Consider the following 11,893-nt stretch of genomic DNA (forward strand, 5'->3'; position numbering starts at 1 on the left):
ACGCGTGGACACGACAGAACGAGCTGCTTCGCTGCGGGCCGGAATGCTGGAGCGCTTCCGGGAACGGATCGCCGACGACGTCGCCGAGGCGATGCTCACGGTGCCGCGACACGTGTTCGTGCCAGGGGTCCCGTTGGAGCGGGCCTACGGCTCCGGGCCGGTGGTGACGCACCGGGATGCGCAGGGCGTGCCGACCAGCTCGGCCTCCGCGCCGGGCACGGTGGCCGGAATGCTGGAACAGGCCGAGGTCCGCCCGGGTCACCGGTTGCTGGAGATCGGGGCGGGCACCGGCTACAACGCCGCCCTGCTGAACCACCTGGTCGGCCCCGACGGTGCGGTCACCACGATCGAGTACGACCCGCAGGTCGCCGACGCCGCCCGCTCCGCACTGGCCGCCTACGGCGCCGACCGGGTGCGAGTGATCACCGGGGACGGCACCCTCGGCGCGCCGGAGGACGGCCCGTTCGACCGCATCCTGGTCACCGCCGGAGCCTGGGACGTCGCACCGGCCTGGCGCGAACAGCTCGCACCCGGCGGCCGGCTCGTGCTACCGCTGCGGTTGAACGGCTTGACCCGCGTCGTCGCGTTCGAGCATTCCGACCACGGCCTGCGCAGCGTGTCCGCCCACGAGGACGGGTTCATCCCGATGAAGGGCATCGGTGCGGTCCCCGAGCAAGAGGTCCCGATCGGTCCGGACCGCGAGTTGACCCTGTCCATCGACGATGAACGCCCGGTCGACGCCGACGCCCTGGCCGACGTTCTGGACAGCGAGCCGCACATCGTGTGGACGGGCATCACCAGGCCGTGGGCGTGGACGCAGAACGTGGACTTCTGGCTCGCCAGCCTGCCCGGCTTCTGCCGCGTCTTCGTAAACTCCGAGGCCGTGGCCGCCGGACAGCTGCCACGGCCGAAGGACATGTGGGGCGGTTCCTGGGGCACGTTCTCGGGCGGCACGATCGCCTACCTGACGGCACGCCGGACCGGCGGCACCGATGAGATGCCGATCTTCGAAGTCGGCGTCTGCGGACTCGGGCCGCAGGGCGAGAGCCTCGCCGCTCAGGTCGTCGAACGGATCACCGCCTGGGAGAACGAGGCCGGTGACCGGGTCGATCTGACAATCGAGGCGTTCGCCAGGGACGACGAAGCGCCCACCGGGGACGGGCATATCCTGGTGGTGGTCGAGAAGAAGGACAACACGTTCATCGTGCGCACGACGGTGTAGCGGCCGGTCAGGACACCAGCAGCAGGGCGTCCCACCTGGTCTGGACGGGAGCGGCGGGAAGGCCGGCGCGGTCGGCCAGCGCGAGAGCGACGCCCGCCGCTCCGGTCAGGAATCCGGGGTTGTCGTGGGCTTGGCCGTAGTCGTGGTGGGCGAAAGTGAAGGGCCTGCCCGGTTCGGTGAACCGTTCCAGCGCGGCAGCCGCGACGGCCGCCACGACGTCGTCCCGCCCGGCGGCGCACTGCATCACCCCGGCCTGCCCGTGGCACAACGTCAGCCCCTCGGCATCCCACACCTCGGGCCGGTGGGCCAGGCTGGACAGAGCAGCCGAGCCGACGGCGGTGACGGCGGGGTCGTCGAGGGCGTCACCGGCCAGCATCAGAGCGCGACTGATCCCGGGGATGCCGTAGCACCACGCGGCCCGGCGTCCGAGCCGGGGTGCGGCCAGGCCGGCGTCGAGTTCGTCGCCGTTCACGTACGGCGGCCAGGCGCCCTCCGACTGCCAGTCGCGCAGCCAGTTCGCGGCGTGCCGCACCGCAGCTCTCTGCCCTGAGACCGCGTAGCCGGCGGTGATGGAGGCAGCCAGCAGAGCCAGGGGTCCGGCCACGCCATGGGCGAGGCCGGTGGTCGCCGTCCCGGTGGGCTCGGTTCCTCTTGTTCCGGTGGCCGAGGAGAGTTGGTCTGGCGCGGTCCACCAGCCGGGGCGTCGTCCTGGCGGCTCAACGAGAACTCCGGTGAGGGTGCCGAGTGCGGCGTGAAGTCCCCGCTCCGCGTCCGGGTGGCCTTCATGGGACACGGCCAGCAGTATGCGCCCGATGCCAGCGAGACCGGAGATCGCGTCATAGACGTGCCAGGGCGCGCCGGTCCCACCCGACTGCACGAACGCGTCGTGCTGCTCGGCAACGGCGACGGCGTAGGCCGCCATCCAGCGCACGGCGCGTTCCGTCGCAGCCTTGTTGATCTCGGGATCGGGCAGGTACGGCGAACCGATGACCAGCGAGGCGGCCAAGCCGCCGACGGTCGCGTAGATGCCGCCGGTACCGGGAGTGCGCCGCGCGAGTTCCGCCGCTCGGGTCCAGTGCGCGCCGGCCGCTCTCACGAACCGCGGGTCTACGCTCGCCAGCCGCGCGTGCAGCAGGGCTGTTCCCGGCAGGCCGTCCGCGAGCGAGGCGGCCGCACGCGGTCTGACATGAGCGAGCACCACTTCCGGATCCAGCATGCGATCGGCGACACCGATCGCCGTTGCACCCGCGTTCACCGGCTCTCCTTCGCCAGCATCTGGACGGCAAGTGCCCGGGCGATGCGTTCGGTGGCGCGGTCGGCGCCCATGCGGTTGGCGTGCATGTGGATGAGCGAGGAGGCGCAGTCCGCCCGGCGGGAGACGGGGACGACCGACCGGTAGGCCGACAACGATGCGGCCCGTCGAACCCACGCCTCGCGCTCGTCCTCGGGCAGACCGACCGGCTGGGCGGACGCGACGGCGCGGAGCGTGTTGACGCGACGTCGTGCCGTCCTGTCCAGGCGTGGACGCCCGAGCGCATCCAGGTCGCCGTCGGCCACGAGCCGGGTGATCTCGACCGCGGACGCTGCGATGCGCATCAGCCGATCGTCCTCGTCACGCGATCCCGCCAAGGCCGCAAGGACGTTGTCGCCGTCGGCGTGGAAGACATGCTCGGCCGCCTCGATCGCGCGGGGCCCGCCGTACCTGTCGATCTCGGGCACGTACGGTTCGAGCGCGAGCGTGCCGACCAGGCCCTGGCTCATGAGGACCGCACTCCAGTCGGACACCGCAGGTAGGACGCGACCGGTGAGGGCTTCGGGCTTCCCGGCGAACCGCAGTCGCAGATGCGGGCCGTGGCCGGGGCTGTCGTAGCGGAGCCAGAACCAGCGGTCGACATCGTCGCGGACTCGCCCTGCCAGCTCACCGACGTGCTCGAGGAGTTCGTCGTGATAGGCGGTCGGTGCTGCCACCACACACGACAGCCACTCGCCCCCGGGCAGATGGGTCACCCGCTCGGCCGACATCGACGGCGTCGGCTTCGGCGTCGGATGCTGCCGCGGTTTCGCGGTGGCTCGATGGTCCCGAAGGGGAATGACGAGTTCCAGCGCATGCCGGCCGTCGGGGCCGGGGACGACGCCCTGCACCGCGTCCGGGCCGCCGGGCAGCTCAGCGACGCGGTCCGTTCCGCGCCGGGTGTAGCGGCGCAGCAGTTCACGGTCGCGCCCGTCGTCCAGGTCCAGGGGCACGAACCGGTCGCCGTTCTCGACGAGCACCGTCCTGGGAAGACGTGGCCGTGCCGTCGACCGCCAGCGATCCAGCTCGACCTTCCAGCGCGAGGGAACCTGGGCGGCGGTCAGCAGCAGGTCGGGCAGCCGCCACCGCGCCGGCGACACGATCGTGTTCCGCCACCGCACACGCGGCAGGAACATCGCCTCGGACATCCCGCCCCAGGACCAGGTATGACACGGCCGCGTACCGGACCTCGCCAGCAGCCGCAGCAACCGCGCGACCCGTGGGATGTACGCCGACCCGATCCGCGAGTACAACGCCGGAGTGATCTGCCGATCCAGGGCACGCGACCAGAGGCTCAGATGGTGACCGTCCGAGGCGACCTCCAGGTCGTCCAGCGGAAGGTCGCCGGGCTGCGGTTCCACGCCGACGCCGATGCGCATCGAGGCGAAGCCGGTCGGCACAGCGACCGTGTCCAGTCGCGACGAGCGAGGACGAACCACCACCTCCGCCAGTGCTGATGACTCGTCGTGCGTGAGCCCCCGGACCTCGCCGGGCAGCAGCGACGCGAACCGGCCGACGCTCGACCCGGCATCCGCGGTGCATCCGAAGTACGCCGCCAGCCGATACCGCCCGGCGACAAGGTCTTCCTCCGACGCCGCGACGACACGGGCGTAGAGCTCACCACCCGGCGCAGGCCGGACCCCATCATCGGGAACGCGCAGCGCGGCAACGGTCGCGTCGTCGAGAACGACCTCGGACCCGCCATCGGCCACGGCGGTAGCCACGAGCTCCGCCAGGACCCGCATGCGGCGCCGGTCGGGTTCCTCGCGCCCCCGGTTCAGGTCGACCTCGGGGTCACCCAGGCCGACGACGGGATCGACGACGTCGAGCAGCGGAACACGCCTGCTCGTGCCGTACTTCTCGACGAACCGGGCATGGTACGAGTCCAGCGTGGTCTCCGTGGGCGTGATGCTCCACAACAGCCCGGCCACATCCGCCGCCTCGCGCACCAGCCGGGCCGGAAGGCGGATATCGGCGTCGGCCACCACGTCCACGGTGATCGCTCCTTCATGGCGGGCGATCGTGTCGCACAGATCGCGAGCCGCCGTCAGCGCGGCGACCCGCTCCGGATCGCCCGGCGGGTACAGGTCCGCCTCGTGCAGCCGCTTACGGAGCGCGGACAAGGGCTCGGCCAGCTCACAATCCACAGGAAGCCGCGACAACACATGTCCCAGCGGATCGTCGGCGACGTCACCGGGGAGCAGATCCGTCAGCAGATGGCCTCGCCGGACCATTTCCAGCACGGTCTCGCGCACCAGCTCCTCGGGAGCCTGCGGCCACGGCACGGTCACCGTCGTGACGACGTCACCGAGACTGGCGCCGTTCCGGCACGCGTCCAGGATCAGGCTGACGGCCGGCGTCGCGCGCAGAGTGATACGCGCCGACGACGTCGTCTCGGCCGACTGCTCGTTCTCGTAGCGGTCTCCGCGTCTCACGATCAGGTTGTTCGACGTCAACCGCAGACGCGGCAGGACTCCCGGCTCCTGAACGAGCCGCGCTGCCAGAGCGCCCAGCCAAGCCGATGACGGCATGCTCCGTGCCCGGTGGGCCGTGCCCATGGCGAACCGCGCCGGCCCCTCGTCCACGTCGGCGACCTGGACACCGGCGAACGCCCCGCGCGGTGTCGCGCGCATACGAGCCCGCAACTCGTATGCGCGGACCGTCGCCGCGAGGCGGTCGTCAGAATCCAGGTCCGCCGAGGTGACGTGGCCAAGGGAACGAGAAGCGAACCGCACCGCTTCAAGAAGCGGCCCGGCCAAGACGTCCCCCTCTGCGTCCCCCGGACTCACCGGAAGCATCGGGATACGCGCCAGGACCGGAAGCCTCTCGTCCCAGGTGTACGTCCGCAGCCGGCCCATCAGCGCGCCGCCTACTTGCAGGCGTTGCAGGTCGGCGTGCAGGTGCAGCTCGGGCACTCCGTCCCGGTGCAGCCATCCTTCGTCGTGTCCGTATCGGCAGCGTCCCGCACGCCAGGCACGGGCATGACCCGCACATCCAGGTCGAACAGATCGGCCGTAGCGCGGTCCAGAACCGCGACGTTCTCGCTCATCGAATGCCCTTTCGGCTGGTCATGACAGCGGTCACCGACCATCGAACCCGCGCAGATCCTGGCGAACCAGAGCATCCACCGGGCACCTTCCGGGCACTTCGTATGACGGACGCGCGGCGGGGGCACGGACCAACTCAGCTCCCAGATCTCGCCCCTCCATCCCCACCACCCACACACCCACATCCCCTTCCCCCAAATCCCCCACACCACCCCCAACCCACCTATCCCCCATCCCACATACCACCCCACCCACACCACCACACCAACCCCCCTCCCCACACCCACCAGACCCCTCCTCCCCTCCACACCAGCACGCCTCTTGCAGATCGAGGAGCACAAGCGGCACTGCGCATGCTGGTGCGCGGGGCCGCGAAGCTGCCATGCTCCTACGATGCTTCAGCAGCCGGCGTCTGGTCGTGTGTCCGATACCACCCATTCGAGCTTGCAACGGTCGCCCGCGATGCCTACCGGGCCGACGAGGGCTGCCATGCGCGAAGCGATCGCCGAGGCGCTCTGGCACCACGTAAAGGCACCCCGTCTCGCTGACGAGTGTGATGATCTGCAACTGCCACAGCGTGACGATCTGCCTGATCCGATGGCAAGCAAGCGCGTCTATGTGAAAGCCCGGTTACGCGGGTTGGGCATCGATCAACTGATCGAAGTCGGACGGCAAGTTCACCACGAGTTCCCACACAGCGATCTGGAGCGTCTACTCAATCCTGGCGCAGCTCGGAGCGTCGACGGAGAGGTGAAGAACATCATCTTCGCGGCCGTGGGGGCAAAGCCAACGATCGTGATCAGGGATGCGCTCTCAAATCTCCTTGAGATCACCGATGGCTCGGATCGCGTGCTGGTCTATGACCGCGAGGTCGGCGAGGCGGGTCTGACGTGGTCGTCGCTGACGTCGTGGTGGGTGGAACGCCAAGTACTGCGAAGCTCAGGCGATACGGACGGTGCAAGGCAACTCTACGGTCGTCTTGTCGGATCTGTTGCCAACGAGGCAGAACGAATGATTTTCAGAGCCTACTGTGGACTTTATGGTACTCATGGTGGTGACATACCGGCAATGCTGCCGCAGGTCTATCTGCACTACGATCCCTACGCTCGTGGCCGCGGAGGGACACTTGTAAGACAGCGCATGGACTTCCTGCTATTGCTGCCGCACGGGCGTCGAGTCGTCATCGAACTGGACGGTGTGCAGCATTATGCAGACCACGAACGAGCATCGTGCGGGCACTACGCCGCTCGGCCAGCAAAGTACGCCGAGATGGTCAAGGAGGATCGGACGCTCCAGCTTCACGGGTATGAGGTCTACCGGTTCGGTGGTGCCGAACTCGTGAATCGTGAGGAAGCGCAAGCGATGTTGGGCGACTTCTTCCGGGCACTGCTTGACCTACCGAGTCAGGGTTAGCGTCCACGTCAGCATGTCCGTGCGACTGGCGGAGACATCCCCCGTCTGCACGTACCTACGAAGTCGTCAGATCGCGGCCTGAGTTCCTGGTTCCCCCTGCACACCTCCGTCCTAGGAGGTGGGCAGCGGATGACGGTGTCGATGAAGAAGATGTCGGCCGGGGACGGCTACCGGTACTTCATGGAGTCGGTCGCGGTTGGCGACGGGGACCGGTCGATGGCGACTCCGCTGACCCGCTACTACGCCGAGACCGGAACCCCGCCGGGCCGGTGGCTCGGTTCCGGCGTCAAGGACCTGGGTTCGGACAAGGCGGGCCGCCTGGCGGTGGGGGACATCGTGACCGAGGCGCAGATGGCGCGCCTGGCGGGCAAGGGCATCGACCCGATCACCGGCGGCAAGCTCGGGCGCTCCTACCCGGACTACGAGCCGGGCTCGAACAGGACCGCGGTGGCCGGATACGACTTCACGTTCTCCCTGCCCAAGTCCGCCTCCGCGCTGTGGGCGGTCGCGGACGCAGACCTGCAGGAAGCGATTGTGGAAGCTCATCATGGCGCGGTCGGGGATGTGTTCGCGGTCATGGAACGCGAACTGGCCGCCACCCGGGTCGGCGCGGCGGTGGCGGGCAACGCGGTGCGGGCGGCGGGGGAGGGCGGGGCAGTCGCCCAGGTCCCGGTCACGGGTCTGATCGCGATGGCGTTCGATCACCCGGACTCGCGCGCGAACGACCCGCACCTGCACACCCATGTGGTGGTGTCGAACAAGGTCAAGACGGTGCTGGACGGCAGGTGGCGGTCCCTGGACGGGCGGCCCCTGCACGACGCGACCGTGGCCCTGTCGGAGCTGCACGAAGCGATCGTCGCCGACCGCCTGACCCGTGCACTGGGCGTGGAGTGGGAGCCGCGCAGCCGCGGGACCGACCGCAATCCGGCCTGGGCCATCGCCGGGGTGCCGGAGGAGTTGGTGGAGGCGTTCTCGAGCCGGTCGGCGCAGATCGATGCCCGCACCGACGAACTCATCGCCGAACACCGCGCCACCCACGGCCGCGCGCCGACATCCAAGCGGATCGTGAAGTACCGCGCCCAGGCCACCCTGGAAACTCGCCCCGAGAAGGTGCAGCGCTCCCTGGCGGACCTGACCGGCGCATGGCGCAACCGCGCCGCCCGGATCCTCGGCCGCAGCCCCGCCGACTGGGCCAGGCAGGTCGCTTCTGGCGGGCGGGTGCGGTTGCTGCGGGCCGATGATGTCCCCCAGGACGTCATCAACGATGTCGCGGCGACGGTGTTGATCGCGGTGGGGGACAAGAAGTCGACCTGGCGCCGCTGGAACCTGGTTGCCGAGGTTGCTCGGCAGACCAAGGCCTGGCGCTTCGCCAGCACCGCCGACCGCGTCACCGTCACCATGGCCGTCACCGACCAGGCGCTGGAGGGCTCGGTCCGGTTGACGCCGTTGGACTTCGAGGCCACCCCGGCCGCGTTCCTGCGCGCGGACGGGACCAGCATCTTCCGGGCAAAGGACTCGGCCGTCTTCACCTCCCAGGCTCTGTTGGATGCGGAGGAACGCCTGGTCAAGTGCGCCGACACGCGCACCGCACCCACCCTGGATCTGGCCGCCGTCGACCACGCGATCGTGAAACGAGGCGGCAGGTCGCGGGACGGGCGTCCGGTGCGGTCGGTGTCGGTCGAGCAGGCCGAGGCCGTCGCCCGCATCGCGGGCTCGGGCCGCCAGGTCGATCTGCTCGTCGGTCCGGCCGGGGCCGGGAAGACCACCACCATGTGCGCCCTGCGCGCCGCGTGGGAACACCAGCACGGGCGCGGCTCCGTGGCCGGCCTCGCGCCGTCGGCCACGGCCGCCGAGGTGCTGGCCGGGGATCTCGGGATCGGGTGCGAGAACACGGCCAAGTGGCTGTACGAGCACTTCAACGGCCGGGCACGCTTCCGGGAGGGGCAGCTCGTCATCGTGGACGAGGCCACCCTGGCCGGGACGTTCTCGCTGGACCGGATTACCGCGCACGCCGCCGCGGCCGGGGCGAAGGTGCTTCTGGTCGGCGACCCCGCACAGCTCCAAGCCGTCCAGGCCGGCGGCGCCTTCAGTCTGCTGGCCGCAGAACGCGCCACCCGGGATGGCGTGCCGAAGCTGACCGAGGTGCACCGCTTCACGAACGACTGGGAGAAACGCGCCTCCCTCGCCCTGCGCCACGGCCGCATTGAAGCCGTCGGCGCCTACCTCGCCCACGACCGAGTCCGCGACGGCGAGACCGACCAGATGATCGAGTGCGCATACGACGCCTGGCGGGGTGACCTCGCCCAGGGCAAGGCGTCTGTCCTGGTCGCCACCGACACCGAAACCGTCCGCGCGCTGAACGAACGCGCCCGCGCTGAACGCCTGCACATCGGAGCCACCGACGCCGGTCGGGCCGTCCGGCTGGCCGACGGCCTGGATGCCTCTGCCGGTGACGTGGTGATCACTCGGCGCAACGACCGGCGGCTGCGAACTCGCAGCGGCGACTGGGTGCGCAACGGCTCCCGGTGGACCGTCGCCAAGGTCCGCGACGACGGCTCCGTCGTCGTCCGCCAGCCCGGCGCGAAGTACGGCAGAACCGTTGTGCTCCCGGCCGACTACGCCGCCGAGCACCTGGACCTGGGGTACGCGATTACCACCCACCGCACCCAGGGCGTCACCGTCGCCACCGCACACTTGCTCGCTGCCCCGGGCATGACCCGTGAACACCTGTACGTCGGTCTGACCCGCGGCCGGGAGAACAACACCGTCTACCTCGCCACTGACACCGGCGCCGACATCACCCCGGACGACTACGAGGAACCCACCGCCCGCGCCATCCTCACCGCGATCCTCCACACCAGCGGCGCTGAGAAGGCCGCCACCCAGACCCGACGCGACGAACACGAACGCTACGGGACGATCGCGCGGCTCGCCGCCGAGTACGAAACCCTGGCCGCCGCCGCACAACGCGACCGCTGGACCCGGCTCCTGCACAACTCCGGCCTCACACCGGACGAGGTCGACCAGGTTGTCACCGCGCCCGCGTTCGGAGCCCTGACCGCCGAACTTCGACGAGCCGAAGCCGACGGCTACACGGTCGAAGCCGTCCTGCCTGCCCTGGTCGCACAGCGCAGCCTGGACGACGCCGAGGACCCGGCCGCAGTCCTGCACCACCGGCTCGCACACGCCACTGCCCGGCCGCGACGCTCGGACGGGCTCACTCCGCGCTTGACACCGCAGCCGCGACGGATCGCCGGGCTCATCCCCCAGGCGACCGGACCCATGCCCGCCGAGTACGAGCAGGCGCTCCAGCAACGCGAACGGCGCATCGAGCAACGTGCCGACGAACTCGTTGCCCGCGCTCAGCGCGACGACGAACCCTGGTTCACCCAGCTCGGACCCGAACCCGCCGACCAGCGAGGCCGCCACGCCTGGCGCACCGCGGCCCGGACGGTGGCTGCCTACCGCGACCGCTACAACATCATGAGCGAGGCTTCCCTTGGCGTCGAGTCTGTTGCCACCGGCATTCAGGCGGTCGACGCCCGACGAGCTACAGCAGCCCTGCACACCACCGAGCCTCCGTGGTCAGCGCCACCGGCCCATTGGCATGGTGGTTCCGGTCCTGAGGCCGACTACGGGGTCGACCTGTGACCTCCTCGGCGAGGATGCTCGAGCTATCACCCTCCGGCCGTCATCCTCTGTGGGTCCCGGTTCCCTCTCGCGCACCCCGGCGAGCATCACCCACATGATGGGCCACGCTGCCTAGAGTTCGCCTGGTGATAGATGAATGGGAAGGCTGGCCACCTCCTGGAGAGCGGGTGAGGTCTGAGTCGCCCCGAGAATTCGCCGCGACTGGGCGAGAGGTCGACTTCTTCCTCCCTGTTGTCTGTACCGACCGGGGACAACACCGACAGACGCGGCTGACGACGGTGATCCGAGAGCTGGACGGTGGACGGCACATGTCGCAGGCGTTGGTGGCGTTTGCACCACCAATGGGGGCTGAAGCTCGACCTCGGAGCTTGATGAGCCAGAACTCTTACACGTTCATCTGTCCTCGCTGTCGACGAACGCCGTTGGTGGAGAGCCGTCGATGGTGGGACGTCGTGCTGCGACACGCTTGCGCCGATGCTCGCTGGATCGATGTCTCATATCTAGACTGACGCCATCTCCCTGTTGGGAGCCCCAGGCGTCGGTGGGGTTACCTCCGAGCCACCGAGGTGGCCTTGCGCGCGCAGCCCGCTCACCGGTGGGTCCCTTAGGGGTACCCACTGGAGGAAATCGATGGGGCGTAAGGCACGAGTAGAGAGCGCCGCGGCGTCGCCGCAGACGAGCCCGATTCTTGTTGCTGCACGTGAAGGCTGGGGCACTACGTTCCGCTATGCCGTCTTGTTGACGGTGAGTCGCGTCATCCCAAGTGCGCTGGCGATCGGCATGTTGGGGTTGATCAAATGGTGGTTCTGCGACGGAGCGAGCTAGCCTTACAGTCCTATCTCCTGTGTCTCCTTGTCGACCCCGGCCACCGGGGCAGGGGGCGCCGGGTGAACGTGCGTATTCGGAGCGCCCGGGGTGAATCATCGGGTGGGAGGGAGCAAAGCGACGTCGTATCCAGCTCACTCGTTCGAATGCCCATTCTCGGAGCCACGCCCGTGAAACAGGTCGACGAGGTCACGCCGCTTCTCCTGCGACATTCGGATGAAGATGGCGAGGAATCCGAGCGCGGTCGAAACGGCGACTGCCCAGATCGCCAGAGCCACCCATGCGTCGCCGCCGGAAAAAGCCCAACCGCCCAGGCCGGTAGCGGCCAGGGTGCTAATGCCGCGGATGATCTTGTGCTTCATTTCTGCCTCCGTGAGGGTTCGAGGGCGGCAGGCTGAGCCAACGAGGCACCTACCGTCCTTTCCTGCTGGTCGGTGGTGCCCG

7 protein-coding genes are annotated in these 11,893 nt (G+C 69.3%); 3 read left to right on the plus strand and 4 right to left on the minus strand.

All coding sequences use genetic code 11. The annotated features are described in order from the left end of the window. Positions 1 to 4: 4 nt before the first annotated feature. Entirely contained in the window at positions 5 to 1,222 is a 1,218-nt protein-coding gene (gene fxlM / locus IIE03_RS02015; protein WP_192861051.1) for a methyltransferase, FxLD system, read from the plus strand. A gap of 7 nt (positions 1,223 to 1,229) precedes the next feature. Here the strand turns inward: fxlM and IIE03_RS02020 are convergent, their stop codons facing one another. The 3 genes from IIE03_RS02020 to IIE03_RS02030 are packed head-to-tail and all read right to left on the minus strand — an operon-like array spanning position 1,230 to position 5,637. Beyond that, the gene (locus IIE03_RS02020; protein WP_318842747.1) at positions 1,230 to 2,477 is read right to left on the minus strand and encodes a lanthionine synthetase C family protein; all 1,248 of its coding nucleotides are present in this window, start codon (positions 2,475 to 2,477) and stop codon (positions 1,230 to 1,232) included. Further along, complete coding sequence (locus tag IIE03_RS02025) at positions 2,474 to 5,371, minus strand: lantibiotic dehydratase (protein ID WP_318842748.1); 2,898 nt, start codon at positions 5,369 to 5,371, stop codon at positions 2,474 to 2,476. Before IIE03_RS02025 ends, IIE03_RS02020 begins: the two co-directional genes overlap by 4 nt. Before the next feature lie 11 nt (positions 5,372 to 5,382). Next, positions 5,383 to 5,637: a hypothetical protein gene (locus tag IIE03_RS02030; RefSeq protein WP_192861053.1), complete on the minus strand. Its 255-nt coding sequence runs from the start codon at positions 5,635 to 5,637 to the stop codon at positions 5,383 to 5,385. A gap of 412 nt (positions 5,638 to 6,049) precedes the next feature. On the opposite strand from IIE03_RS02030, the gene IIE03_RS02035 reads away from it, so the two are divergent. Continuing rightward, the gene (locus IIE03_RS02035) at positions 6,050 to 6,973 is read left to right on the plus strand and encodes a hypothetical protein (protein ID WP_192861054.1); all 924 of its coding nucleotides are present in this window, start codon (positions 6,050 to 6,052) and stop codon (positions 6,971 to 6,973) included. A gap of 129 nt (positions 6,974 to 7,102) precedes the next feature. Further along, positions 7,103 to 10,624, plus strand: a complete 3,522-nt coding sequence (gene mobF / locus IIE03_RS02040; RefSeq protein WP_192861055.1) for a MobF family relaxase — start codon at positions 7,103 to 7,105, stop codon at positions 10,622 to 10,624. A 959-nt stretch (positions 10,625 to 11,583) separates the two neighbouring features. On the opposite strand, the gene IIE03_RS02045 is transcribed toward mobF, so the two are convergent. Then, a complete protein-coding gene (locus tag IIE03_RS02045; protein ID WP_192861056.1) occupies positions 11,584 to 11,811 on the minus strand; it encodes a hypothetical protein in 228 nt (75 codons plus the stop codon). Positions 11,812 to 11,893: the final 82 nt, after the last annotated feature.

The sequence above is a fragment of the Myceligenerans pegani genome, from assembly GCF_014892515.1.
Classification (GTDB): Bacteria; Actinomycetota; Actinomycetes; order Actinomycetales; family Cellulomonadaceae; genus Myceligenerans; species Myceligenerans pegani.

What these genes read in the sequence shown, in the direction of transcription:
- IIE03_RS02025 (WP_318842748.1), bottom strand. Translation starts at nt 5,371, where the DNA reads ATGGGCCGGCTGCGGACGTACACCTGGGACGAGAGGCTTCCGGTCCTG.
- IIE03_RS02030 (WP_192861053.1), bottom strand. Translation starts at nt 5,637, where the DNA reads ATGCTCTGGTTCGCCAGGATCTGCGCGGGTTCGATGGTCGGTGACCGC.
- IIE03_RS02035 (WP_192861054.1), top strand. Translation starts at nt 6,050, where the DNA reads ATGCGCGAAGCGATCGCCGAGGCGCTCTGGCACCACGTAAAGGCACCC.
- mobF (WP_192861055.1), top strand. Translation starts at nt 7,103, where the DNA reads ATGACGGTGTCGATGAAGAAGATGTCGGCCGGGGACGGCTACCGGTAC.
- IIE03_RS02045 (WP_192861056.1), bottom strand. Translation starts at nt 11,811, where the DNA reads ATGAAGCACAAGATCATCCGCGGCATTAGCACCCTGGCCGCTACCGGC.